General features: G+C 42.5%; 20 protein-coding genes, 3 tRNA genes and 1 pseudogene. 17 read left to right on the top strand and 7 right to left on the bottom strand.

What is annotated here, in order from left to right; translation table 11 throughout:
* Positions 1 to 51 precede the first annotated feature (51 nt).
* The 7 genes from L2096_RS09540 to L2096_RS09510 form a co-directional block, all read right to left on the bottom strand.
* Positions 52 to 1,467, bottom strand: coding sequence for an amino acid permease (locus tag L2096_RS09540; protein WP_004946267.1), 1,416 nt, complete (start codon positions 1,465 to 1,467; stop codon positions 52 to 54).
* Between the two features lie 126 nt (positions 1,468 to 1,593).
* Positions 1,594 to 1,669, bottom strand: a tRNA-Glu gene (locus tag L2096_RS09535).
* A gap of 306 nt (positions 1,670 to 1,975) precedes the next feature.
* A tRNA-Glu gene (locus L2096_RS09530) sits at positions 1,976 to 2,051 on the bottom strand.
* 18 nt (positions 2,052 to 2,069) lie between these two features.
* Complete coding sequence (gene rnt / locus L2096_RS09525) at positions 2,070 to 2,735, bottom strand: ribonuclease T (RefSeq protein ID WP_004936280.1); 666 nt, start codon at positions 2,733 to 2,735, stop codon at positions 2,070 to 2,072.
* A complete protein-coding gene (pyrC, locus tag L2096_RS09520; protein WP_076032785.1) occupies positions 2,720 to 3,754 on the bottom strand; it encodes a dihydroorotase in 1,035 nt (344 codons plus the stop codon). Before pyrC ends, rnt begins: the two co-directional genes overlap by 16 nt.
* 189 nt (positions 3,755 to 3,943) lie before the next feature.
* Complete coding sequence (argG, locus tag L2096_RS09515) at positions 3,944 to 5,287, bottom strand: argininosuccinate synthase (protein ID WP_004936287.1); 1,344 nt, start codon at positions 5,285 to 5,287, stop codon at positions 3,944 to 3,946.
* Positions 5,288 to 5,507: 220 nt separating this feature from the next.
* Complete coding sequence (locus tag L2096_RS09510; protein WP_004936290.1) at positions 5,508 to 6,368, bottom strand: LysR family transcriptional regulator; 861 nt, start codon at positions 6,366 to 6,368, stop codon at positions 5,508 to 5,510.
* 158 nt (positions 6,369 to 6,526) lie between these two features.
* On the opposite strand from L2096_RS09510, the gene L2096_RS09505 reads away from it, so the two are divergent.
* The 17 genes and pseudogenes from L2096_RS09505 (at position 6,527) to L2096_RS09425 (ending at position 25,580) form a co-directional block, all read left to right on the top strand.
* Positions 6,527 to 7,435 carry a DMT family transporter gene (locus tag L2096_RS09505; RefSeq protein WP_119025510.1) on the top strand — a complete coding sequence of 303 codons (909 nt, stop codon included), beginning with the start codon at positions 6,527 to 6,529 and terminating at the stop codon, positions 7,433 to 7,435.
* 253 nt (positions 7,436 to 7,688) lie between these two features.
* Positions 7,689 to 9,719, top strand: a complete 2,031-nt coding sequence (locus L2096_RS09500; RefSeq protein ID WP_250365299.1) for an NADPH-dependent 2,4-dienoyl-CoA reductase — start codon at positions 7,689 to 7,691, stop codon at positions 9,717 to 9,719.
* 85 nt (positions 9,720 to 9,804) lie between these two features.
* Positions 9,805 to 9,894, top strand: a tRNA-Ser gene (locus tag L2096_RS09495).
* 401 nt (positions 9,895 to 10,295) lie between these two features.
* A pseudogene (locus L2096_RS09490) lies at positions 10,296 to 11,232 on the top strand (IS5 family transposase).
* Between the two features lie 290 nt (positions 11,233 to 11,522).
* Positions 11,523 to 12,287, top strand: a complete 765-nt coding sequence (locus tag L2096_RS09485; RefSeq protein WP_151795747.1) for an SDR family NAD(P)-dependent oxidoreductase — start codon at positions 11,523 to 11,525, stop codon at positions 12,285 to 12,287.
* A complete protein-coding gene (locus L2096_RS09480; RefSeq protein WP_250365298.1) occupies positions 12,284 to 13,477 on the top strand; it encodes an acyl-CoA dehydrogenase family protein in 1,194 nt (397 codons plus the stop codon). The genes L2096_RS09485 and L2096_RS09480 overlap by 4 nt, the downstream gene beginning before the upstream one ends.
* 3 nt (positions 13,478 to 13,480) lie before the next feature.
* Positions 13,481 to 14,545, top strand: a complete 1,065-nt coding sequence (locus L2096_RS09475) for a phosphotransferase family protein (RefSeq protein WP_250365297.1) — start codon at positions 13,481 to 13,483, stop codon at positions 14,543 to 14,545.
* Positions 14,542 to 15,330, top strand: a complete 789-nt coding sequence (locus tag L2096_RS09470) for an enoyl-CoA hydratase/isomerase family protein (RefSeq protein ID WP_250365296.1) — start codon at positions 14,542 to 14,544, stop codon at positions 15,328 to 15,330. Before L2096_RS09475 ends, L2096_RS09470 begins: the two co-directional genes overlap by 4 nt.
* A 2-nt stretch (positions 15,331 to 15,332) precedes the next feature.
* A complete protein-coding gene (locus L2096_RS09465; RefSeq protein ID WP_250365295.1) occupies positions 15,333 to 16,496 on the top strand; it encodes an acetyl-CoA C-acetyltransferase in 1,164 nt (387 codons plus the stop codon).
* Positions 16,493 to 17,467, top strand: a complete 975-nt coding sequence (locus L2096_RS09460; protein ID WP_119689656.1) for an NAD(P)H-dependent flavin oxidoreductase — start codon at positions 16,493 to 16,495, stop codon at positions 17,465 to 17,467. Before L2096_RS09465 ends, L2096_RS09460 begins: the two co-directional genes overlap by 4 nt.
* Before the next feature lie 32 nt (positions 17,468 to 17,499).
* Positions 17,500 to 18,276 carry an enoyl-CoA hydratase-related protein gene (locus tag L2096_RS09455; RefSeq protein ID WP_250365294.1) on the top strand — a complete coding sequence of 259 codons (777 nt, stop codon included), beginning with the start codon at positions 17,500 to 17,502 and terminating at the stop codon, positions 18,274 to 18,276.
* Between the two features lie 40 nt (positions 18,277 to 18,316).
* A complete protein-coding gene (locus L2096_RS09450) occupies positions 18,317 to 19,888 on the top strand; it encodes an acyl-CoA synthetase (RefSeq protein WP_250365293.1) in 1,572 nt (523 codons plus the stop codon).
* Complete coding sequence (locus tag L2096_RS09445; protein ID WP_250365292.1) at positions 19,881 to 21,062, top strand: acetyl-CoA C-acyltransferase; 1,182 nt, start codon at positions 19,881 to 19,883, stop codon at positions 21,060 to 21,062. Before L2096_RS09450 ends, L2096_RS09445 begins: the two co-directional genes overlap by 8 nt.
* Positions 21,063 to 21,105: 43 nt before the next feature.
* Positions 21,106 to 22,233 carry an acyl-CoA dehydrogenase family protein gene (locus L2096_RS09440; RefSeq protein WP_250365291.1) on the top strand — a complete coding sequence of 376 codons (1,128 nt, stop codon included), beginning with the start codon at positions 21,106 to 21,108 and terminating at the stop codon, positions 22,231 to 22,233.
* Positions 22,234 to 22,591: 358 nt separating this feature from the next.
* Entirely contained in the window at positions 22,592 to 23,458 is an 867-nt protein-coding gene (locus L2096_RS09435) for a transporter (protein ID WP_151815871.1), read from the top strand.
* 45 nt (positions 23,459 to 23,503) lie between these two features.
* On the top strand, positions 23,504 to 24,724 hold the full coding sequence (locus tag L2096_RS09430; RefSeq protein WP_151795738.1) for a cytochrome P450: 1,221 nt from the start codon (positions 23,504 to 23,506) through the stop codon (positions 24,722 to 24,724).
* A 10-nt stretch (positions 24,725 to 24,734) separates the two neighbouring features.
* The gene (locus L2096_RS09425; RefSeq protein ID WP_119689649.1) at positions 24,735 to 25,580 is read left to right on the top strand and encodes a helix-turn-helix domain-containing protein; all 846 of its coding nucleotides are present in this window, start codon (positions 24,735 to 24,737) and stop codon (positions 25,578 to 25,580) included.
* Positions 25,581 to 25,723: the final 143 nt, after the last annotated feature.

The raw sequence follows: 25,723 nt of genomic DNA, 5'->3' as shown, positions 1-25,723 counted from the left end.
GTGTAGCGATTTTGCTACACTTTCCAATGAGTATTGTACCTTTTAACCGCTTTAGTTTTGATTACGGTAAAATATGTAGTGACTTAAATAACAACCCGCCACAAAGATCAAACAACCAATAAAACCAGGAAGCATCTCAGGATCAAGTGCCATACTTAAGCCAGTAATCAAGCAAAATACAAATCCAAGAATCGGTAAAACTGGAAACAGCGGTGCAGCAAATTTGAGCTCAGATACACTGTGGCCATCTTTATACCATTGACGTCTAAAGTTGAACTGACTCCAGCAAATACTCATCCAGACAATTACCATGGTAAAAGCCGCAACGCCCAGTAAATTTTTAAAGATAGTCTCTGGTGCAAACTGCTCAGACAATAATCCCGGTATCGCACCAAACATCGTCACAATGAGGGCAATAATTGGCGTACCACTGGTGGTGAGCTTAGAGAAAATAGACGGTAATTGCTTTTGGCTCGAAAGCGACCACATCATACGAGAAGCAGCATATAAACCAGAGTTTGCAGCCGATAGCAGCGCCGTGATAATCACAAAACGGATAATATGGTCTGCATACGGAATACCAATATATTGAAATACCGTCACGAACGGACTATTACTCACACCATGATTGCCTAAGCCAGTTGCCTCATAAGGCAACAGTGCGCTAATGACCACAATAGTGCCCACAAAGAAAATGAGCAAACGCCAGATGGCTGCATTAATGGCTTTGGGTACATTGACTGCCGGATCTTTAGTTTCACCTGCCGCAACGCCAATCAATTCTGTGCCTGAAAAGGCAAAGTTAACAATCAGCATGGTTGCAAAAATAGGCATCAGACCTTGAGGAAACCAACCATGACTGGTGAGATTGCTAAACAGCGGTGCAGTTTGATAGCCCTCAAAATGAATCAGACCAAAAATGGCCAATAGACCCAATATAATAAAGCCGATCACGGTCAGTACTTTCACCAACGATAACCAGAATTCAGATTCGGCAAAAATATGCGTGGAGCTGAGGTTGAGTGCAAAAATGGTAATTGCAAAAACACTGGTCCAGATCCACATCGAGATATGGGGAAACCATTCTTGCATGAGTAATGCCGCGGCAGTAAATTCGGTACCTAGCGTGGCTGTCCATGTCAGCCAGTATAACCACGAAATCATGTATCCTGTGCCTGGCCCGATATAGCGTTTGGCATAGGCACCAAATGACCCAGACACTGGCATATGTACAGCAAGCTCACCCAAACACAGCATGACCATATATGCAATCAGACCGCCCAGCATATAGGCGATCACAGCACCAATCGGGCCTGTTTGGGTAATCACTTCGCCTGAGCCTAAAAACAGGCCTGTGCCAATCGCACCACCTAATGACAGCATGACCAAATGACGAGTACTCATGGCACGTTTTAATGGAGCAGCACTGCTGAGTACTTGTTGGTCTGTAGAGTCTGGCGGCAGCATAGACAATATCGCTTCAAGATGAAAGAAAGCGCTATTTTAGTGAAAAAACTGAAATGTGCAATGCAGCATGAGTCAAAGAATAGACAGTGAGATAAGCAAAAAGAGAAATACAACAGAAAAATAAGATGGCGTCCCTACGGGGATTCGAACCCCGGTTACCGCCGTGAAAGGGCGATGTCCTAGGCCTCTAGACGATAGGGACGTTGCGAGGTGTGCGTATAATAGGAAGTTTAATCTGTGCTGTCAATTTGCATTGCAAAGAAAAAGGCAGAAATGTGATTAAGTGAATAAAAAATAGCTAATCGTATGAATATTGGGCAGTTTTTTAAATTTAGTTGGCGGGTGACTGTTCAGTCGAAGTTTTCTTAGGTGCGTCATGCACGATATAAAGATAAAGCGCAGAAGGCAATAAAATGAGTATAGCGATCAAAATCTTTTTCAGCATGACATGTCTCGGTTTGAGCACAGGTAAACAGTATAAAAGAAAATGCAAGAGAGAAAAATAAGATGGCGTCCCTACGGGGATTCGAACCCCGGTTACCGCCGTGAAAGGGCGATGTCCTAGGCCTCTAGACGATAGGGACGTTGAGGATGGCGGTATCTTATTGATCCGCCACGAGTGTGTCAAGTAGGTGTGGAGAGAGTTTGTTTAAAATATAGCAAAACAGTTCGGCTGTCTTTTGCGTATCGTATAGCGCAGAATGTGCTTCCTTGCCATCAAACTCAATACCTGCCTGTATACATGCCTTGGCCAGTACTGTTTGTCCAAACGTAACTGCACTTAAGGTCACCGTATCGAATACCGAAAAGCTATGAAACGGATTTTGATTTTTAGTGCTGGTACGTGCAATTGCAGCTTGCAAGAAGCCCAAATCAAAATGTGCGTTGTGGCCTACCAGTACAGCATGAGTACACTGCTGTTGCTTACGCACTTCATGAATCGACTTGAATATACGTTTGAGCGCTGAACGTTCATCTTCTGCCATGGCCATGCGCATCGGATTAAACGGATCGATCCCGATAAAATCGAGCGAACGACGATCAAGATTTGCCCCTTCGAATGGATTGATATGGGCCTGATAGGCTTCACCCGGTACAAATTGCCCGGCTTCATCATAGACGATTGGAATACAGGCGATTTCAAGCAACGCATCGGTATGCGCATTGAAACCCGCTGTCTCGACATCGACAACAACGGGCAAGAAACCACGAAAACGCTGACCAATCACAGGAAGAGTGGAGGTTTCTTGAGTCACACTTTTCTCCATTGAATGGTTTTACCTGCATAGAGTGGAATAATTTTTTCACCCTCAAGATAGTCCAGTTGTTCTGGAATCACCTGATCTTCTTTAACCAAGGTAATGGTCGAGGTGTTGCGTGGCAGGCCATAGAAGTCGGCACCAAAATGGCTGGCAAACCCTTCTAAGCGCTCAATCTTTCCAACCTGATCAAATGCCTGTGCATATAATTCGATGGCTGTCGGTGCACTGTAGCAACCTGCACAACCACATGCATTTTCTTTGGCATCTTTCGAATGTGGTGCGCTGTCGGTACCCAAAAAGAATTTTGGATTGCCGCTAGTAGCCACTTCAATCAAGGTTTGTTGATGCGTTTGACGCTTTAAAATTGGAAGGCAATAAAAATGCGGTTTGATCCCACCGACCAGCATATCATTACGGTTAAATAGCAGATGCTGTGGCGTGATGGTGGCAGCTACGTTGCGGTCTTGTTCTAAAACAAAATGCGCGGCTTCACTGGTGGTAATGTGTTCGAGTACCAGTTTAAGTTTTGGAAACTGTTTGAGTAACGGAGACAATACTTCGTCTAGAAAGCGCTTTTCACGATCAAAAATATCCACATGGTTGTGAGTGACTTCACCATGTAGTAACAGTGGTACCTGATGCTCTTCCATTTGCTCAATTACAGCATAGACTTTGCGGATATCGCTTACGCCATTATCTGAATTGGTGGTTGCACCTGCTGGGTAAAGCTTAATCGCGTTTACAAATTCGGAAGCCTTGATTTTTTTGACTTCGCTCGCTGGGGTGTGATCGGTAAAGTAAAGCACCATACGCGGATCAAAATGAACACCTTCTGGAACATGCGCCATGATTCGTTCACGGTAAGCCAAGGCTTCTTCCACTGTTTTGACAGGTGGGACAAGGTTCGGCATACAAATCGCGCGAGCAAACTGGTTAGCTAAATCTGGAACAGTACGTTGAAGTGCGATTCCGTCACGTAAATGCGCATGCCAATCGTCTGGCTGCAGAAGAGTAATCGTATCCAAGGGAATTCAAGCTGCAAAATAAAACAGATGATAATGCAAAAGCCCTGAAAATGGTAACAGGAAATGCTTACAATTCACCTCAAATTGCTTCAAGTGACTGCATCTAAGCGGATTTTTAATCAAAAAGTTGGTGCGTGCAGAAAAAATAAAAGCTGTCAGGTGACAGCTTTTATTTGAGATTTCAGACGATTATTTCGTTTTAGTCTCTAATTGTGGTACAGCTGAGCCTTGACCAATCGAGAGTAGGCCCGAGTTGGTATAAATGCCCAATTTTGCACGTGTATCGGTAATATCCAGATTACGCATAGTCAACTGGCCAATACGGTCCATTGGCGTAAACATCGAATCACCTTTTTCCATGGTTAAGCGTTCTGCTTCATAGGTCAGGTTTGCAGATTCAGTGTTCATGATGGTGTAATCGTTACCACGACGTAATTCTAAAGTCACCGTACCCGTAATGGCTTTTGCAACCCAACGCTGTGCAGTTTCACGCAGCATCAGTGCTTGTGAATCGAACCAACGGCCTTGATACAACAAACGACCTAAACGTAAGCCGTTGATGCGGTATTGTTCAATGGTATCTTCGTTGTGAATACCCGTCACCAGACGTTCGTAAGCAATATGCATAAGTGCCATGCCCGGTGCTTCATAAATACCGCGTGATTTTGCTTCGATAATACGGTTTTCAATTTGATCCGACATACCTAGGCCATGACGTCCACCAATACGGTTGGCTTCAAGAATCAATTCAACCGGATCTTCAATACGCTGACCATTGAGGGCAACTGGCATGCCTTCTTCAAAAGTAATGCTGACTTGTTCAGGCTGAATTTCAACGTCATCTTTCCAGAACGCAACACCCATGATCGGATCTACAATCTTGATACCGGCATCAAGGTATTCGAGATCTTTCGCTTCATGGGTTGCACCTAGCATGTTCGAGTCGGTCGAATATGCTTTTTCTTTCGACATTTTGTAGTCAAAACCATTATCGATCAGGAACTGTGACATTTCTGCACGGCCACCTAGTTCGTCAATAAAGGTTTGGTCTAACCAAGGTTTGTAAATTTTCAAGTTCGGGTTGGTCAGCAAACCATAACGATAAAAACGTTCGATATCGTTACCTTTGTAGGTCGAGCCGTCGCCCCAGATATTGACATCATCTTCTTTCATGGCAGTGACCAACATGGTCCCAGTAACCGCACGACCAAGTGGCGTGGTGTTAAAGTAAGGTACACCGCCAGTGCTGATATGAAATGCGCCACATTGGATTGCTGCAATACCTTCAAGTGCAAGCTGCAAACGGCAGTCGATCAGACGAGCTTTAACTGCACCGTACTGCTCAGCTTTCTTTGGAATCGCATCATAGTCATCTTCATCGGGCTGACCTAGGTTTGCTGTATATGCATATGGTTCAGCGCCTTTTTGTTTCATCCACAATAGAGCAGCTGAAGTATCTAGACCACCAGAGAAGGCAATCCCCACTTTTTTGCCTACAGGTACATGCTGCAAAATGGTTGCATTATCAGTCATTACTAATCCTAACGTTTATAAAAAGACCTAAAATGATGGTCATGAGAATTCACAATGGCGGGTATTGTAGCACTTTTTTTTATTGATTTTTTCCGATAATTCACTCGACCATCTGAAAAAAACAAAATTATGTTTTCGCTTGGAAGGCTGGCATCAAAGGCTGCGCGGCGCAGGCTGCTCGCGATATTTTATAATAGCCACATTATACCTATGCAGATTTTTAGTTCACCTCAAGAGATTCATTTAACTCGATGAACTGTTTTTCAATCGGGGTGAATACGTGATCATGCCGTGCAACCAAATAGAGTCCAATATTACGATATTGATCTGGAAGCTCTTTGTAATACTGGATGTCGTATTTTTTTAACAAAGATTTTGCAATCATGGAAACACCCATTCCCAATTGTGTAAAATTTATAAGTGCTTGATAATCATAAATATGAACCAATTCGCCTTGGCTTAAATTACGCTCTGTATAAATTTTATTGAGTGTGGTGGCATAGCAGCATTCTTCACAGGCCAGCAGAATATTTTGATGATCAAGACAATCGTCTAAAGATTCATGATTAATCATATTTTTACCAATAATCACCAGTTCATCTTGTTCCTTTAAACGGTACTGAAGATGCTTGTGTTTGGGATGACCCAGCACATAGCCAAAATCGAGATGGCCTTGTGAAATTTCATCTTCAATAAAACCGGTCGATCCAGTTTTCATGGTCAGTGCCAAATCGGGATAGGCACTATATAACTGATTAAATGCAGGGTAAAAACGCATTCCACCCAAGCTGGTATTGGTACCAAAACGTAAAGTGGAGTCTTGCTGTTGAATCTTGTTTTCGGTTTCTTCCCAAGTAAACATCATTTTTTTGTACTGTGTGTATAACTGCATGCCAGATTCGGTCAGTTCAACCCCTTTGGGTTTGCGAATAAATAGCTGACGATTATAGTGACTCTCAATTTTTTTGATTTTTGCGGTCATGTTGGATTGTAAATAATTCATTTTTTGTGCAGCGGCTGAAATGCTTTTGAGTTCAGCTACGTTTACAAAGGATCGGATATCATTAATATCAATATTCATGGCCGAACTCCGCATCAAAAAGAACCTAAGATGTATTTTTAGAGAGATGAATACAACAAGGTATTAAAAAAAATGATGCTTATATTAAAACATAACATTATTCATGATGTCATTTCTTTTCTATAATGGCGCATGTTTGTTGTGAAATGGGTGAAAACGTGAATATTCGAGTCATCAGTGCCATCACACTGTTGTGCCTTGTTTGGGGATCATTATGGGGATTGGTCAAACACAGCTTACAGGTGTTTCCTCCATTTTTATTTATTTCCGCACGTTTGATTGTGGCTGCCCTAACCCTGATATTGGTACAGGCTTTACTGAAACGTTCGATTTTGCCTGCACGCCATGAATGGCGAAAAATGATTGTACTCAGTGTCTTGGTTTGTTTTGGATTTTATGCGACCCAAACCTTTGCCATGCAGTTTGTCGACTCAGGATTGTCGGCGGTATTGACTTTTACCATGCCAATTTTTGTAGGTGTTTTGGCGCATTTCTTACTGAATGAACGCTTGAATTTCCAAAAAACGTTGGGCCTGATACTGGGTGTGGCAGGGCTGATCGCGATCATGTGGCCGCAGCTTAAACACATTCAATTTAATCTGTCGGTGGTGGGTGAGTTGCTGTTAATCAGTTCGGGTTTCTTCTGGGCCACGGCGACGGTGTACATTAAGAAAGAATTTGCTGAGTATGACAAAATCAAGTTGACGATTTGGCAATTGCTTCTGGGGGCTGTGGTATTACTCGCTGGTGCACTTGCATGGGAACCGGTTGATTTGAATGTTTGGCTAGATCCATTGAATGCGTCAATCTTGTTCTATATTGCAATTGTTGGCACAGGATTTGCGTTTGTACTCTGGAACTGGATTGTGAGTCAGGTCGATACCTTTGTTGCTTCAATCTCGATTATGAGTATTCCGGTGTTGAGCTTATGCTTTGGTGCGCTGCTCTGGCATGAGCCTTTAACCATGAATATTGTATTGGGTGCGATTTGCATATGTTTAGGCATTGTAGTGAGCTCATTAAAGCTGGGTTCACAGCGACTTGCTGCCATTCAGAGCCATAAATAAACTCAAAAAACAGCTCTGTACAGCAGGGCTGTTTTTATAGATTTACTTATAGATCAAGCTGAATAATCACCGTTAATATGATGCGATTCGAAACAAAGAATAAGACGTAAACCAACCAAAAGAATGTTTTGATAACTAATAAACTGACACTTTTAACACGTAAAAAAAGCACTCGGGTCATCCCAACCCCGATAAAAAGTATTAAAGTATTATGCAACAAGTTGCAAAGCCAATAACAACCTAAGGATTCGTCATGACTAGCTATGCACATATTTTAAAACCACTGCATTTAGGTTTTACAACAATTAAAAATAGAGTCGTGATGGGCTCTATGCATACCGGCTTGGAAGACCGTTTTTATAATTATCCGAAACTTGCAGCCTACTTTGGAGAGCGAGCGAAAGGCGGTGTTGGCTTAATCATTACCGGCGGCATTTCACCTAACCGACAGGGCTGGCTTTTACCCGCAGGTGGAACCATGAATTCTTTGGCAGATATTCCACATCATCGTTTGGTCACGCATGCCGTACATAAGCATGGTGGAAAAATTTTGATGCAGATCTTGCATGCTGGTCGCTACGGTTATCAACCTTTTGTGGTGTCGGCAAGCCCAATTAAATCACCTATTTCACCGTTTAAACCGCGTCAGATGTCGGAAAGCAATATTTTAGACACCATTGAAGATTATGCCCGCTGTAGCGATCTGGCCAAGAAAGCAGGGTACGATGGTATCGAAATTATGGGCTCTGAAGGCTACTTGCTTAATCAGTTCTTGAGCCGTCATGTCAATCAACGAACAGATCGCTGGGGCGGCGAGATTGAAAACCGTATGCGCTTTGCAGTTGAAATTGTAAAAGCGATTCGTGAAAAAGTCGGTGAAAAATTTATTATTAGTTTTCGTTTGTCTATGCTGGATTTAGTTCATGATGGCAATACCATGAGCGAAGTGATTACGGTGGCACAGGCACTTGAAAAAGTGGGCGTTACCTTACTCAATACGGGTATTGGCTGGCATGAAGCGCGTATTCCAACCATTGTCACCTCTGTACCGCGTGCGGCTTTTGTCGATTATACTGCTTATGTGAAACAGCACGTGTCTATACCTGTGATTGCGGCCAATCGAATCAATATGCCAGATGTGGCAGAAGAGATCTTGGCACAAGGTAAAGCCGACATGATTCAGATGGCACGTCCACTTTTAGCCGATGCTTTTTGGGTAACCAAGGTGGCTACCAATCGTGTCGATGAAATTAATACCTGTATTGCCTGTAATCAGGCTTGCCTCGATCATACCTTTAAAAACCAGCGTGCAACGTGTTTGGTCAATCCGCGTGCAGCATACGAAACCGAGCTAACGTATATCAAAACCAAAAAACCGAAAAAAATTGCGGTTGTAGGTGGCGGTGTCGCAGGGCTGTCGGCGGCCACCGTTGCAGCCAGTCGTGGGCATCAGGTGACGTTATTTGAAGCTGCGTCTGAAGTGGGTGGGCAATTTAACTTGGCCAAAGTTATCCCCGGCAAAGAGGAGTTTCATGAAACCATTCGCTATTTCAAAGTGCAACTAGAAAAAACGGGTGTAGATGTTCGTTTAAACACACGCGTCAATCGTGAGCAACTCGAGCGCGAGGGCTATGAAGAAGTGATTGTGGCGACGGGTGTTATTCCACGCCAGCTTCGTATTGAAGGCAGTGATTTGCCACAAGTTCTTTCGTATGCTGAAGTATTACGTGGTGCTCCAGTTGGTGAAAAAGTGGCCGTGATTGGCGCAGGTGGTATCGGGTTTGATGTATCTGAATTTTTACTCAAACCTGCGCATCAGATTCAGCCCCAGCCCTTGGCGGATTGGCAGCGAGAGTGGGGGGTCGACTCTAATCCGAATTACATTACCGAAGGTGGCCTGCAACCTGTCCAAATAGAAGTACCTGTGCGACAAATTTATTTATTACAACGTAAAACCACACCGCTGGGAATTGGTTTAGGAAAAACATCAGGCTGGGTGCATCGCGCACAACTGAAAAAACATGCGGTGCGAATGATGCGTGGTGTGCAGTACAAAGCTGTAACCAATGAAGGCTTGTGGGTGGAAGTAAATGGTCATGATCAGCTACTTCGTGTAGATACGGTTGTGGTTTGTGCTGGACAAGAGTCAGTGAAAGATTTAATGCCTTTAGCACAGGAGGCGACACTGGCACGCTATCATATTATTGGTGGAGCGAAGCTTGCTGCCGAGCTAGATGCCAAGCGTGCCATCCGAGAAGGTGCAGAATTGGCCGCAGAACTGTAATTTTGATGAAACAATATGCAAACGAGTGCAAAGCGTTAAAATTTTTCTTGAATAAAATAAACGGTCTTTGTATTCTTACGCACATGGAAGCGTGGCAGAGCGGTTTAATGCACCGGTCTTGAAAACCGACGAGGGTGTGAGTCCTCCGTGAGTTCGAATCTCACCGCTTCCGCCAAATATTTAAATAAGCCCTTGTTTTTACAAGGGCTTATTTTTTTACTGTAATTCTACCCCTCAACTTACCCCACATTAAATTTTGGATTGAGAGGTATTATTTGATGTTGATTCGGATCACTTAGGACAATTGAAATTTTGAGTTTAAAATTCATTGCACAGTCTAATCATCATCGTTGAAGAATCACAGCTGCTCTCTAGTTGCTTTAGATTCAATTTAAATCAACTAAAACGAAAGATGCAGGGGTGTAGTTCTAATTTTGCTTTAAGGCGATTCTAAGAAGATTTAGGCGTAGTATAGAACAATGAGTGAGATTTTATTTATCTCCTCATCGTTTAAGTTAACTAGGCTTTGTTGCACAAACCTACCGTTAAAGGCTTATTTAACATTATAATTCTCAAATGAATAAGCCCATACCTAAAATCTATCGTACAACCAATTGGCCTTCTTATAACAGAGCATTAATAAATCGAGGAAATATCTCTATTTGGTTTGATCCCAAAACTTAATGGTACGCTCAACCAAAAGCCAAGCATGTACCAAATCAAACCTATTCGATTTAGCGATTCAATACTGTTTAATGATCAAATCTCCATTACGTCTGTCTTTACGTATGGTCACTGGCTTTGTTCAAAGTCTTATTCATCTTTCTAGATTAGATTGGACAGCCCCAGATTATTCCACTATTTGTAGAAGACAAAAGCATATTGATATTGCAATTAACTATCAAAAAAGCAGTAATGGTCTCCACACCTACTCGTTGATTCTACAGGCTTAAAGTTTTTAGGTGAAGGCGAATGGAAACGTAAAAAACATCAGCCTGAATATCGTCGCGAATGGCGTAAATTACAATTGGTATCGATACTGAAACCCTTCAAATACGCACTATTCAGCTCACAACCAACAATGTGAGTGATTCACAGGTGCTTGGTGATTTACTGGATCAGATTCCACAAGAAGAACAGATTGACTCCGTCTCGTCTATACTGATGGGGCTTATGACACCAATCAATGCCGTCAGGTAATCGCAGATCGACAAGCGCATACGGTGATTCCACCCAGAAAAAATGCGAAACCTTGTAAAGATACAAAGACGAGCTCGCTAAAGCGAAATGAATTAATTCGAACAGTTAAACGTTTAGACAGGACACTATGGAAAAAAGGTCAGGCTATCATGCCCGAAGTTTGGTAGAAACCAAGATGCATTTCATCAAATTATTCGGTGATAGGCTTAGCGCAAGGAATTTCCAAAGCCAAGTCAATGAGATGCATGCACGTGTGGCTGTATTAAATAAATTTACGAAGTTGGGCCGACCTCACACCCAAGTTGTCACTTAGATTTGGATAACTTGGGGAAAGTTTAGCTTTTGAATGTTTTTGCAACAAAGACCTTTAAAACTAAGATTTAATTTGGAAAAACTTCTATTTATATCTGAGATTTAAATCAAATCATAATTTATCTATTCTTAAAATAGCTCCGAAATATTTGAAATTACTCTGAAATTTATTTATGTGATCATTTTATTTACTCTTTTTGATCATTCTTTTCATTACGTTGACTTTGATTTATCAGACTCTTATTTTCACTCCTAAGAATAATACTTATTAATGAATTAAATGGAGTAAAAATGCAGCTCAAAGGAAATGTTGTATTAGTAGCAGGTGGTGCTTCTGGTTTAGGCGAGGCAGTTGTACAGCGGCTTGCTAAGCAAGGAGCACAGTTAGTTATTGTCGATTTAAATCAATCATTAGGTGAACAACTTGCGCTTCAGGTCAGTGGTCTATTTGTACAAGCCGATGTAACCAATGAAGAACAGATTAATCAGGCTTTTCAACAGGCTGAAGAATTTTATAAGAAAAAAGTACGTGTGGTGGTGAATTGTGCAGGTATCGGTCCTCCTGGTAAAGCCATTGATCGTGAAGGTAATGCATTGGCTTTATCCGCATTTAGCAAGATTATTAATATCAATCTAAATGGTACCTTTAATGTCTTATCAAAATTTGCAGCCCGATTACATAAAGACGAAGTTATTGGTGAAGAACGTGGTGTGATTATCAATACGGCCAGTGTTGCTGCATTTGATGGGCAAATTGGTCAGCCCGCTTATGCAGCCTCTAAAGCAGGTGTAGTAGGTATGACTTTACCTTTAGCACGTGAGTTTGCACGTTATGGCATTCGAGTCATGACCATTGCACCTGGGATTTTTCTCACCCCATTATTGGCTACTTTACCGCAAGATGTTCAAGATTCATTAGGCGCTCAAGTACCATTTCCAAGCCGTTTGGGACAACCTGATGAGTTTGCTCAATTAGTCGAAAGTATCATTCTCAATCCCATGCTTAATGGCGAAGTTATCCGTTTAGATGGCGCTATACGGATGACAGCAAAATGATGATTGATGATTTAAATCTGGCACATGAAATAGCTATTAAGGTTGAAAAGTTTGTACGTGAAGTGGTGATTCCATATGAGCGTGACCCACGGCGTGATCATCACAATTGTCCAACCGAAGAATTAGTTGTCGAACTGCGAGAGAAAGCGCGTGAGGCAGGGGTTCTTACGCCACATATTTTGCCTGATGGCACACATTTAAGTCAGCGTGGAACAGCGCAAGTTTTGATTAAAACGGGTTTGTCACCCTTAGGGCCTTTGGCTTGTCATACTGCTGCGCCTGACGAAGGCAATATGTATCTGTTAGGTCAAGTAGGTAGTGATTTTATCAAGCAAAAATTTCTAAAGCCTTTGGTAGAAGGGAATGTACGTTCTGCTTTTTTTATGACCGAACCCGCACAAGAAAATGGTGCAGGTTCTGATCCATCTATGATGCAAACGCTTTGTTGGAAAGAGGGTGATGAATGGGTCATTCGTGGCCGAAAAGCCTTTATTACCGGTGCAGATGGTGCACAGATCGGCATCATTATGGCCAAGGCAGAACAAGGTGCTTGTATGTTTCTGGTCGAATTGCCGCATCCTGCGATCCAGATTGAGCAAGTACCGCGTACCATTGACAGCTCAATGCCAGGTGGGCATGCAACATTATGGATGAATGACTTGCGAGTGCCAGCACAACAAATGCTAGGTGAACCGGGTGAAGGTTTTAAATATGCGCAGGTTCGGCTTTCTCCAGCCCGTCTTTCGCATTGTATGCGCTGGTATGGTGCCTGTTTGCGTGCCAATGAAATTGCGACCGAATATGCCAATCAGCGTAAGGCATTTGGACAGTTGCTGATTGATCATGAAGGATGCAGCTTTATGCTGGCCGAAAACCTTATTGATCTAAAGCAGGTTGAACTCATGATTGATTGGTGTGCCTCGGTTTTAGATCAGGGTGAATTGGGTACATTTGAAAGTTCGATGGCAAAGGTATCGGTGAGTGAAACCTTAATGCGAGTGGCTGATCGTTGTGTACAAGTGATGGGTGGCTCTGGTTTGACCGAGCAAACCATTGTCGAGCAAGTATTCCGTGAGATTCGAGCCTTTCGTATTTATGACGGTCCGACCGAAGTACATAAGTGGTCAATTGCAAAGAAAATTAAGCGAGATTGGCTGAAACGAAACAAGCAACAGCAGCAAGGAGGCTGAGTGATGACGAGTTTAAATGCGCAAGCCAATACCGGGGTTTCTGCCGTAAGAGCAGGTATGGAACTGAATAAGCATGCTGTAATTGAATGGATGCAAGCTCATGTGATTGGTTTTTCAGGTGATATTGAAATTAGTCAGTTTAAAGGTGGTCAATCTGTTCCGACGTATCAAATCAAGACCCCTGATGCAAGTTATGTACTGCGTAAAAAGCCCAATGGTGCATTAAAGGGGGCACATGCGGTAGAGCGAGAAGCACGTATTCAAACTACTTTATATCAAACAGGTTTTCCTGTGGCTAAAATTCATGGACTCTGTACCGATACTTCGATTCTGGGAACTGAGTTTTACGTTATGGATAAAGTCGAAGGACGAATTTTTTGGGATGCATCTTTTGCAGAGGTATCTCTACAACAGCGTCCTTTATATTTTGATGCCATGAATCAAACTATTGCTAAATTACATAGCCTCGATCCCATTGCGTTGCAGCTTGAGGATTATGGTAAGTCTGGCAATTATTTTGAACGACAGATTGCACGTTGGTCAAAACAGTATCTTGATGACCCTGAAGCAGGGCACGATTCTAATATGGATATGCTGATTGAATGGTTACCGAAGCACATTCCAAAAGGGGATGAAACTCGCATCGTTCATGGTGATTTTCGCTGCGACAACATGATTTTTCATCCCACTGAACCCAAAATTTTGGCTGTTCTGGATTGGGAGTTATCAACATTAGGTCATCCCCTCGCTGATTTTGCCTACCACGCTATGATGTATCAAATGCCGCCCGACATTGTCGCGGGTCTGGCCGATACCGATATTGAAGCTATGAATATTCCGACAGAGCAAGAATATATAGAAAGTTACTGTGCACGCACAGGCCGACAGAGTATTTCACAATGGAAATTTTATGTCGCATTTAATTTTTTCCGCTTGGCGGCAATTTTTCATGGCATTAAAGGACGTGTCATTCGTGGATCTGCGGCCTCCATTCATGCCCAGGAACGTGCTAAAAGCTTCCCTATCTTGGCACGTCTCGCGCGTGAAGCAATGGAGGCCTGCCAATGAGTCAGCATCTTTTAGTTGAAGTAGAAAAAGGTGTGGCGTATTTAACTTTAAATCGTCCCCAGCAAGGCAATGCAATTGATTTGGCGCTTGCACAAGCGCTACTCCATGCTGCAATTCAATGTGATCAGGATCAAAGCATTCGCTGTGTTGTCCTTACAGGGGCTGGACGTTTTTTCTGTGCTGGAGGTGATATTACCGCATTCACCGAAGCTCAAGCACACATTCCTGCTTTTTTAAGTGAGCTTGCGGGTATTTTACATTTAGCCATTTCGCGATTTATGCGTATGAACAAGCCTTTATTGGTGGTGGTCAATGGGACTGCAGCAGGTGCTGGTATGAGTCTGGCGCTGATTGGGGATGTGGTTATTGCAGTTGAAAATGCACAATTTACACCATCTTATGGGGCGATTGGTTTAAGTCCAGACGCTGGATTGACATGGCATTTGCCTAAATTGGTCGGTTTACGCAAAGCCCAACAGATTTTAATGCTCAATCAAAAACTGAGCGCTGCTGAAGCAGATCAAATCGGTCTGATCAGTGAAGTGGTCACCACTGAGCAACTGCAAAAGCGTCAAACTGCTTTGATTGAGCAATTGCTGAATAGTTCCACACCTGCATTGTCGAATGTTAAACAACTGCTGCTCAATAGTCATCAAAATACCCCTGAAACGCACTTAGAGCTTGAAGCACGCAAAATTGCAGGGATTAGTCTGGGTGAGCCTGCCAAAGAGGGGCTTGCGGCATTTTTAGAAAAACGTATCCCACAATTTAATCAGGATAATTAAATATGAATATTGCCTATATTGTAGATGCAGTACGCACGGCAGGTGGTCGGCGCAACGGTAAACTGGCTAGCTGGCATCCTGTTGATATGGGTGCAGAAGTCATTAATGCTTTGTTGGATCGTACAGGTATTGATCCGAATATTATTGATGATGCGATTTTTGGATGTGTTACTCAGGCAGGTGAACAAACTTTTGCATTTGCCAGAAATATTGTACTTGCTTCCAAATTACCGATTCATGTACCTGGTGTCACAATTGATAGGCAATGCGGTAGCTCGCAACAAGCCGTGCAATTTGCTGCTCAAGCGATTTTATCAGGCATGCAGGATGTTGTGATTGCAGGTGGTGTCGAAAGTATGACGCGTACACCGATGTTGAGTAATGCGAGCTTACATGCTAAAGCTGGACTCCCCGCCGATCCTTTAAGCCCTCGAATTAAAGCGCGGTTTGCTGTTGATGAGTTTAGCCAATTTACAGGCGCTGAAATGATGGCCAAGAAATATGGCTTTAAGCGTGAGCAACTAGATCAATTTGCTTTATTGAGTCATCAACGTGCAATTCAAGCTACCGAAACGGGTGCTTTTGAAAATGAAATTATTGCACTTCAGACAGATGATGAAGTGCATCGTGTTGATGAAGGCATTCGTTTTGATGCCAATCTTGAATCTATCTCAGCAGTTAAACCCTTAGTGGAAAATGGTGTAGTGACAGCTGCAAATGCCAGTCAGATTTGTGATGGAGCAAGTGCTGTACTTATCGTCAGTGAACGTGCGCTTAAAGCGTATGGTCTAACTCCTAAAGCACGCCTAGTACATATGAGCGTTAGTGCAGGTGACCCAGTGATAATGCTGGAAGAGCCAATTTTTGCCACGCAAAAAGCTTTAAAAAAAGCGGGACTTAAAATTACTGATATTGATTTGTATGAAGTCAATGAAGCTTTTGCACCTGTGCCTCTGGCATGGTTACAAGCTTTGAATGCAAATCCTGAAGCGCTGAATATTCATGGGGGGGCAATTGCATTGGGGCATCCACTGGGCTCATCAGGAACCAAACTCATGACCACATTAATTCATGCATTACATAGAGAAGGTAAGCGTTATGGTCTGCAAACTATGTGTGAAGGTGGTGGTATGGCAAATGTCACTATTTTGGAGGCTTACTCATGAAACTGCAAACACGTGTTACCGAGTTGCTTGAAATTGAATATCCGATTATTCAAGGCGGGATGATGTGGGTTGGACGCGCTGAATTGGCCAGCGCAGTCTCCAATGCGGGAGGATTAGGAATTCTAACCGCATTAACGCAGCCAACGCCTGAGGATTTGGTAAAAGAAATTCAACGTTGTCGTGATCAAACTGACAAGCCTTTTGGGGTTAACTTAACTATATTACCTTCAGTCAATCCACCCCCATATGCTGAATATCGTCAAGCGATTATTGAAAGCGGAATCAAAATTGTAGAAACCGCAGGTGGAAAACCACAAGAACACATTCATGAGTTTAAAAAACATGGGATAAAAATTCTGCATAAATGTACATCGGTACGCCACGCAATCTCGGCTGAAAAAATGGGTGCAGATATTATTTCAATCGATGGATTTGAATGTGCGGGACATCCTGGTGAAGACGATGTACCCGGCTTAGTGTTGATTCCTGCTGCAGCCAATCAAATAACGATTCCAATGATTGCCAGTGGTGGGATTGCTGATGGTCGCGGGTTGGTGGCTGCTCTAGCTCTAGGAGCCGAAGGTATTAACATGGGTACACGTTTTTGTGCCACCAAAGAAGCGCCAATCCACGAAACGATTAAGCAATTTATTGTAAATAATGATGAGCGTTCAACCCATTTAATTTTCAGAAAATTTCACAATACTGGACGAGTTGCTAAAAATAGTGTGTCAGATCGTGTGGTCGAAATTTCAAGCCAGCTTAACAGTCAGTTTGAAGATATACGGGGTTATGTATCGGGTATTAAGGGTCGTCAAGCACTGGAAACTGGTGATTTGAATGCGGGTCTGATCTGGGCTGGGCAAGTACAGGGCTTGATTCAAGATATTCCGAGTTGTCATGAATTACTGCAACGCATTGTTAGTGATGCCAATCAGATTATTCGTGAGCGTCTTAACCAATTTATTTAAATTATCAATTAAAAAATCTAAGGAGAGTGGCAATGGAATACCACTTTATTCAGGTTGAAAAACAGCAACATTTAACAATTATTACTCTCAATCGTCCTGCAAGTTTTAATGCATTAAATGCATCTGCCCATGAGGAGTTGGCTCAAGCTTTTGATCAATTTCAAAATGATGATGAGCAATGGGTTGCGATTGTGACGGGTATGGGGGAAAAAGCGTTTTGTGCAGGTCATGATTTAAAACAACAAGCAGCAGGTGGTGGTCTGGTGACACCGCAATCAGGTTTTGCAGGTTTAACAGCACGTTTCGATTTAACTAAACCTGTCATTGCTGCTGTAAATGGCGTCGCAATGGGTGGTGGGTTTGAGCTGGCTTTAGCTTGCGACTTAATTATTGCATCTGAAAATGCTGTTTTTGCTTTGCCTGAGCCAAGAGTCGGTTTGGCTGCCTTGGCAGGTGGAATGCAACGTTTACCTCAAGTCATTGGGTTAAAAAGAAGTATGGGAATGTTATTTACAGGACGTCGGGTATCGGCAAAAGAAGGATTCGAGCTTGGTTTTGTCAATGAAGTAACCAGTGGATCTGTACTTGAAGCAGCGAAAAGATGGGCAAATGAAATCTTGGCATGTAGTCCACTAGCGATACGTGCTACCAAGCAAGCTGTGTTAAGAGGATTGGAGAGTTCGGTTGAACAAGCCATGCAGGAGCAATGGCAATATGATGCGATGCAACGCATGCTGAATTCAGAAGATGCCATTGAAGGGCCGAGAGCATTTGCCCAGAAACGTGTACCAGAATGGAAAGGACGTTAATTTTCAAATTAAAAATGTCACATGGAATGAGGATCAAAAGATGCATCCAATGGTTCATGCACAGAACACCCCAGATAAAGCTGCTTGCATCTTTGCCAGTACGCAACAGGTACTAAGCTATGCACAAATGAATGCATTGGCAAATCGCTGCGCACATTTATTTCGTCAACACGGCCTCAAACGTGGTGATGTTGTTTCAATATTGCTTGAAAACAGTATTGATATCTTTACGGTGGCGTGGGGAGCACAGCGTTCAGGACTTTATCTTACCGCGATTTCGTGTAAAACCTCCGCAAAAGATCTGGCTTATATTTTAGATAATTCAGATAGCAAGATATTGATTGTCTCAAAATCATTGGTCGATACCGCTTTAGAAGCACTCAAACTGAGTCAGCTGGATTATGTCTATTTATATGCCACAGGACCAAAAACCTCAGTGGCTTCTTTCACACAGGCACTCAGCCAGTGTTCGGAAGGTGATATTACAGACCCAAGTCCAGGCGGAGATATGTTGTACTCCTCTGGTTCTACTGGTCGCCCTAAAGGTGTACGTCCGCCTTTACCTGAAGGTGATTTGATGCAGCCAGTGCCACTGATGTCGATGGGACGTACTTTATACCAAATGGGTCAAGACACTTTGTATTTATCGACCTCACCGCTTTATCATGCTGCGCCGTTACGATGGGCCCTAGCTGTTCATCGTTTTGGTGGAACTGTTGTGATAATGGATAAGTTTGATGCAGAGCAAACACTCAATTTAATTGAGCAATATCAGATCAGTCATGCCACCTTTGTGCCGACACATTTCATTCGTTTACTTAACTTGCCAGAAACCAGACGTCTGAGTTTTAATTCATCCTCGCTCAAAGCTGTCATTCATGCAGCTGCACCATGTCCTGTACCAGTTAAGCAAGCAATGATTGAATGGTGGGGCCCACTTCTCCATGAATATTATTCAGGCACTGAACAATGTGGGATTACTGCATTGGATTCAGTTGAATGGCTCAATAAACCAGGCTCAGTGGGTAAAGCAGTACTAGGAAAAATTAAGATACTTGATGAACAGCAGAACGAACTGGCTGTGGGGCAAATTGGTGATATTTATTTTGCGGATGGCCCACAGTTTGAATACTACAAAGACGCTGAAAAAACTAAAACAGCCTATAGCAAGCAAGGTTGGGCCACATTGGGCGATATTGGCTGGATGGATGAAGATGGCTACTTATATCTGACCGATCGTAAAAACTTCATGATTATTTCGGGTGGAGTCAATATTTATCCTCAAGAAATCGAAAATCTATTAATAACACATCCTGATGTAAATGATGCCGCCGTTTTTGGTATTCCTGATGACGAAATGGGCGAAAAAGTGGTTGCGGTTGTTCAGCTCAAAGCCTGTATTTTGTCCAGTGCAGATGAAGCCCAGAAACTCAAACAATTTGTGCGTCAATCTTTAGGAAGCGTGAAATGCCCACAGGTTTTTGAGTTTAGTCAAAACTTTCCAAGAGAAGCGACGGGGAAAATACTGAAACGTAAACTGATTGAAGATTATAAAGTGTATTTGGCTTCTTCAACCCAGACTCGATATGACACAGGAGATGGCCATGCATGACGATATCGTGATTTTAAGCGCAGTGCGTACTCCAATCGGTGGATTTCTAGGCGAATTACAAAGTTTAACGGCCAGTGATTTAGGTAAATTCGTCATACAACAAGTCGTCAAACAAAGTTGCATCGATCCAAAGCAGGTTGATCAGGTAATCATGGGCTGTGTCCTTCCTGCTGGACAAGGGCAGGCACCAGCTCGACAAGCCGCATTAAAAGCACAATTACCTCCTTCCGTAGCCTGCACGACCATCAATAAAGTTTGTGGTTCGGGTATGCAAAGTTTAATTTTTGCAAAAAATCTAATTCAGACCGAACAAGCCAAAGTGGTCATTGCAGGCGGTATGGAAAGCATGTCCAATACACCTTATTTGCTCAATCGCGCTCGTTCAGGCTATCGCATGGGACATAACAAATTACTGGATCATATGTTTTTAGATGGTCTAGAAGATGCATATACTTCTGGTCGCCTCATGGGGAGTTTTGCCGAAGATAGTGCACAATATTATCAGTTTGACCGTGCACAGCAGGATGCCTTTGCCATTGATTCACTCCAACGTGCATGTGATGCGATCAAAACTGGTCAATTTGCTGCTGAAATTGTGCCAGTGACCGTGCAGCAAAAAACACAAGCACTCACGATTCATCAAGACGAACAACCGCTTAAAGCCAAACTAGACAAAATTCCACAATTTAAACCTGCTTTTCGCGCAGATGGAACCATTACTGCTGCGAATGCCAGTTCGATTTCAGATGGTGCAGCAGCACTTTTACTGACACGTGCAAGTTATGCTAAGGCTAAGGGATTTCAGCCTTTAGCACGCATTGTGGATCAGGCAGTGTATGCGGGTGAAACACATTTGTTTACCACCGCCTCCGTATTCGCGATTCAAAAATTGCTTCAACAGTGTAACTGGACGATTGACCAAGTCGATTTATTTGAAATCAATGAAGCATTTGCCATTGTTCCAATGATTGCCATGCATGAGCTAGATATTCCACATGAAAAACTCAATATTCATGGTGGTGCATGTGCCCTAGGACATCCACTTGGAACATCGGGTGCAAGAATCGTAGTAACACTGATCCATGCCCTTAAACAACATAAACTAAAACGCGGGATTGCGGCTATTTGTATCGGAGGTGGAGAAGCCTTAGCAATGGCAATTGAACTGATGTAAATCACTTTGGCTTAATCATTTATATTAATTATAGGGACAGCAGATGATTCTCAGCGAAGCACAACAACAAATCCGTGATATGACGCAACAATTTGCTCAGGAAAAAATAAAACCCCACTCTTCAGAATGGGACCGAACACGCCGATTTCCAATAGAGATGATTCAAGAAATGGGGCAATTAGGCCTGATGGGAATGCTTGTTCCAGAAGTATGGGGCGGATCTGATACAGGCTATGTGGCATATGCTAGTGCGATAGAAGCGATTGCTTCAGCAGATGGTGCTTGCTCAACTATCATGAGCGTCCACAACTCCGTCGTGTGTATGCCGATTTTAAAGTATGGTAGTGACCAGCAAAAACAACAATTTTTGATCCCTTTGGCACAAGGGGAAATGCTTGGTGCGTTTGCTCTGACCGAGCCACAAGCAGGGACAGATGCTAGCCATCTAAAAACCAGAGCAATTAAAAAAGGTGATGATTATATTATTACGGGTAGTAAGCACTTTATTACCTCAGCACAGCATGCTGATGTGGTGATTGTGTTTGCAGTGACAGATCCTGAGAAAGGTAAAAAAGGTATTAGTGCATTTCTTGTCCCTACAGATATTGCTGGTTATTCAGTACTACGACTTGAAGAAAAGATGGGACAGCATGCTTCAGATACAGGGCAAATCCAACTAGATCAGATACAGCTTTCCAAAGATTATTTGCTTGGTGAAGAGGGCGAGGGATATAAAATTGCATTGGATAATTTGGCTGGTGGACGCATCGGAATTGCCTCGCAATCCGTAGGAATGGCGCAGGCTTCCTTAGATGAAGCGGTACGATATGCGAAGGAACGTTATGCATTCGGTCAACCAATCATTAATCATCAGGCTGTAGCTTTTAGATTGGCGGATATGGCGACTCAAGTGGCGGTAGCACGACAAATGGTTTGGCATGCAGCAAGTTTACGAGAAGCTGGACAATCTGCTTTAGTGGAAGCATCAATGGCAAAACTGTTTGCCTCTGAAATGGCTGAGCGCGTTTGTTCAGGTGCTATTCAAACCTTGGGAGGATATGGTTACTTAAAAGATTTTCCTCTTGAGCAAATTTACCGGGATGTAAGAATTACGCAAATTTATGAAGGAACTGGTGATGTACAGCGGATGGTGATAGCTAGAGGCTTGTAAAGAAGTTACTCATCAAATGAAGCCGCTTTTATTTCAAATCTCAAGCTTATCCAGACAAATCAGGCGTATTTTAGCCTGATTTTTTTATTTAAAGGTTGAAAACACTTCAATTGTACTTAAATTTTTCTTCTTCTTTTTTTGATATTTAAGGGCGCAAAAAAGTGCAAATTTAGCCGTTAGATTGTGCATTGATTACTTAGGGCGGAACTTTATACTGCTAAATAAGGGCTTTAGGAATAAGCCTTAAACAGATGCTCAAGGCTTGAAATAACCAGTTATTTTCATACCAAGACACATAAAAAAGGTTAGCAATTTGCTCACCGAGATAATACGAAAAAGGAATAGGAAAGGAGAGGTTATGAAGGTTCAACATTGCCTATTATTAGGTTCATTATGTTCTACCATTTCAGTAAGCAGTTATGCTTTTGATATGTTGCCTGGTGATTTTACTTGGCTAGGAGATGGTACAAAAGTCGGTCTGGCTTACTTTGCTTATCAAGATGCCAGTACATTAAAAGTCGATGGGGTTGGTAAAATTCCACAATCCGATGCTCAGGTTTATGCTGGAATTTTACGCGCAGTAAGTTGGCAGGAAATCGCAGGTTATAAAACAGTCATACAAACATTTTTAACTTCGGGTTATGTCGACAAAGCAACGGTAGGTGGAATTGATCAACCTGATAATTCTGGTTTAGGTGATCTTAATTTTGGTTTTACTTTATATCCCACAGCCTCAAATGAACCCACAGGCACAACGATTGCATTAAGTGGTTACGTGACAGCACCGACAGGCGATTATGATGTTGGTAAGGTGAATATTGGTACAGGCACTTGGGTGCTTACGCCACAGATTGGTTTAATTCAAGGATTAGGCAAAGGGTTTCTAATTGATGCTGCTTATGATGTTGGATTTTATAAGACTAAAGATCACAATGGTTTTGAAGTTAAAACAGATCCATCCTCACAAGCACAGGCTTATTTGCGCTATCAGCCTAGTGCACAGACCAACTATGCGATTGGTTTTTCAAAGAAATTTGGTGGCAAACAGTTTCTAAACGATCAATACACAGGCATGAAAACGGATGTAACACAACTTCGTTTAACCACGACTCATGCATTTAAAAATGGTGTCATCGCTACAGGCATGTTGGCACGCGATGTACAGGTTGAAGGGGGCTTTAAAAATGATGTTTCCATGCTGTTACGTATTGGGAAAGCATTTTGAAACATAAAATCTCACAATAAAATAATGAATATTAAGGAGCAAGGAATGTCTCGAATTGATTTGAAAGATCCTGATTTATATCAGCAGCGCGTCCCTCATGATTTATTTGCGCAGCTTCGTAAAGAACAACCTGTTTACTGGAATGATGAAGTTGATGGTTCAGGTTTCTGGGCCGTGATGAAACATAAAGATATTTGTGAGGTATCTCGTAATCCTGCCGTATTTTCATCGGCTTATGAAAATGGTGGTCATCGTATTTTTAATGAAAATGAAGTCGGTCTGACAGGTGCAGGGGAATCTGCAGTTGGAATCCCGTTTATTTCGATTGACCCACCGCTTCACACTCAATATCGCAAAGCAATCATGCCAGCATTGTCACCAGCGCGACTTGGCGATATTGAAAATCGAATTCGTGAACGAGCCAAATTATTAATTGAACAAATTCCATTTGATCAGGAAGTGGATATTGTGCAGTTATTATCGGCACCGTTACCATTACTGACACTCGCAGAATTATTGGGCGTTAAACCAGATGTTTGGAAAGATCTTTATCACTGGACCAATGCTTTTGTCGGTGAAGATGATCCAGAATTTCGACAATCACCAGAAGCCATGCAGCAAACCATGATTGAGTTTATGGGCTTTTGTCAGGCATTGTTTGAAGAGCGACGTGCTCATCCAGGACACGATATTGCAACGTTGCTTGCAACGGTTCCTATTGATGGTAAAGCGCCTGTATTGCGGGATTTTATTGGAAATCTGATTTTAACATTGGTTGGTGGCAACGAAACTACTCGTAACTCTATGAGTCATACCATCGTCAATTTTTGCAAAAATCCAGAGCAATGGGACAAAATTAAACAAAATCCTGAACTACTTAAAACGGCAACAGCCGAGATGGTACGTCATGCTTCACCTGTATTGCATATGCGCCGTACAGCAACCCAAGACACCATGATTGGTGAGCAAAAAATTGCCAAGGGTGATAAAGTTGTTCTATGGTATTCCTCAGCAAATCGTGACGAAGATGTGTTTGAACGTCCTGACGAATTTGACGTTACACGTAAAGGATTTCAACATGTGGGATTCGGTTTTGGTCAGCATGTATGTGTCGGTTCACGTTTAGCTGAAATGCAACTGCGAGTCGTGTTCGAGTTGCTTGCAGAACGGGTAGAGCGTTTCGAATTAAAATCTGAACCAAGACGCTTTCGTTCTAATTTTTTAAATGGATTAAAGAATCTCAATGTGGTGCTTGTCGCCAAATGAGGAGATCATCATGCAAGGATTAGCACTTCGTAACGAAGATGTCGTCAGTCAAACTTTGGGTTGTCGCCCAGAAGTGAGTTATGTCAACAAACAAAGTGACTGGCAAATGATGCGTTGGCGTCAGTTCGTGGGTCACTATAATTTAGACGCATTGCCAGAGCCAATGCTGGTTGCTCATATTGGTGGTAAACAGCAGGTACATATGCGTGACGGTCAATGTTGGAGTCGTACAGGTTCTAAACCTAGTGATATGACCAATATGCCTGCACATGTTGCTTCTGGCTGGCTAGTGAATGGTGAATTAGATGTTGTCACCCTGACCTTACCACGCGCAATCCGAGATTTCGTTACAGACGTCCGTTTTGCATACAGAGATACGTTGGGTATTGCGTTGATTAGACAAATGCTGGCCAGTTTGTATGAAGCACAAAGTGTAGAACGTGATCAATATATTGATTTGCTGATGACCACTTTTGTCGCACATTTAAATCGTGCTGATACTCAACTGACGGATCAAATTCCAAGAACAAGTTGTTCTGCGCACAGATTGCATCATATTTTAAATATGATCCGTGAACATCCTGAGCAAGAGTTTAGTTTGGATATCCTTGCAAGTGAAATTGATTTAACGCCTGCCCATTTTTGTCGTATGTTCCGCGAGGCAACGGGGATTACTCCTCACCAATATATCTTGAAATGTCGTTTACAGCGGGCAGAGCATTTGTTGAATAATTCCGATCTATCTATTTCCATGGTGGCTGAGGCGTCAGGATTTAATTCACAATCACATTTTACCCGATTGTTTTTAAAAAAAATGGGGAAAAATCCGTCAGACTTAAGGCGACGGCTGCATTAGGAAATGAGTAATACAAGGTCAATCACGAGATACTAAACGACATGCTTTAGCCTTTAGTTTGACCTCTAATATTAATTTTATACACGAATTTTTAAAGGTTGCATTTGAGCAAACTCAAATGCACTTGAGAAATTCGTCCCAAA

It is taken from the genome of Acinetobacter sp. ACZLY 512 (assembly GCF_023614015.1).
Taxonomy (GTDB): Bacteria; Pseudomonadota; Gammaproteobacteria; order Pseudomonadales; family Moraxellaceae; genus Acinetobacter; species Acinetobacter soli.
This window is presented reverse-complemented; position numbering and strand designations above follow the sequence as displayed.

Bases quoted from the DNA above. Each gene is read 5' to 3' on its own strand.
- L2096_RS09510 (WP_004936290.1), bottom strand. From the start codon at position 6,368: ATGAATATTGATATTAATGATATCCGATCCTTTGTAAACGTAGCTGAA.
- L2096_RS09500 (WP_250365299.1), top strand. From the start codon at position 7,689: ATGACTAGCTATGCACATATTTTAAAACCACTGCATTTAGGTTTTACA.
- L2096_RS09455 (WP_250365294.1), top strand. From the start codon at position 17,500: ATGGAATACCACTTTATTCAGGTTGAAAAACAGCAACATTTAACAATT.
- L2096_RS09540 (WP_004946267.1), bottom strand. From the start codon at position 1,467: ATGCTGCCGCCAGACTCTACAGACCAACAAGTACTCAGCAGTGCTGCT.
- L2096_RS09470 (WP_250365296.1), top strand. From the start codon at position 14,542: ATGAGTCAGCATCTTTTAGTTGAAGTAGAAAAAGGTGTGGCGTATTTA.
- L2096_RS09430 (WP_151795738.1), top strand. From the start codon at position 23,504: ATGTCTCGAATTGATTTGAAAGATCCTGATTTATATCAGCAGCGCGTC.
- L2096_RS09460 (WP_119689656.1), top strand. From the start codon at position 16,493: ATGAAACTGCAAACACGTGTTACCGAGTTGCTTGAAATTGAATATCCG.
- L2096_RS09465 (WP_250365295.1), top strand. From the start codon at position 15,333: ATGAATATTGCCTATATTGTAGATGCAGTACGCACGGCAGGTGGTCGG.
- L2096_RS09440 (WP_250365291.1), top strand. From the start codon at position 21,106: ATGATTCTCAGCGAAGCACAACAACAAATCCGTGATATGACGCAACAA.
- L2096_RS09480 (WP_250365298.1), top strand. From the start codon at position 12,284: ATGATGATTGATGATTTAAATCTGGCACATGAAATAGCTATTAAGGTT.
- L2096_RS09435 (WP_151815871.1), top strand. From the start codon at position 22,592: ATGAAGGTTCAACATTGCCTATTATTAGGTTCATTATGTTCTACCATT.
- L2096_RS09445 (WP_250365292.1), top strand. From the start codon at position 19,881: ATGCATGACGATATCGTGATTTTAAGCGCAGTGCGTACTCCAATCGGT.
- L2096_RS09475 (WP_250365297.1), top strand. From the start codon at position 13,481: ATGACGAGTTTAAATGCGCAAGCCAATACCGGGGTTTCTGCCGTAAGA.
- argG (WP_004936287.1), bottom strand. From the start codon at position 5,287: ATGACTGATAATGCAACCATTTTGCAGCATGTACCTGTAGGCAAAAAA.
- rnt (WP_004936280.1), bottom strand. From the start codon at position 2,735: ATGGAGAAAAGTGTGACTCAAGAAACCTCCACTCTTCCTGTGATTGGT.
- L2096_RS09425 (WP_119689649.1), top strand. From the start codon at position 24,735: ATGCAAGGATTAGCACTTCGTAACGAAGATGTCGTCAGTCAAACTTTG.
- L2096_RS09450 (WP_250365293.1), top strand. From the start codon at position 18,317: ATGCATCCAATGGTTCATGCACAGAACACCCCAGATAAAGCTGCTTGC.
- L2096_RS09485 (WP_151795747.1), top strand. From the start codon at position 11,523: ATGCAGCTCAAAGGAAATGTTGTATTAGTAGCAGGTGGTGCTTCTGGT.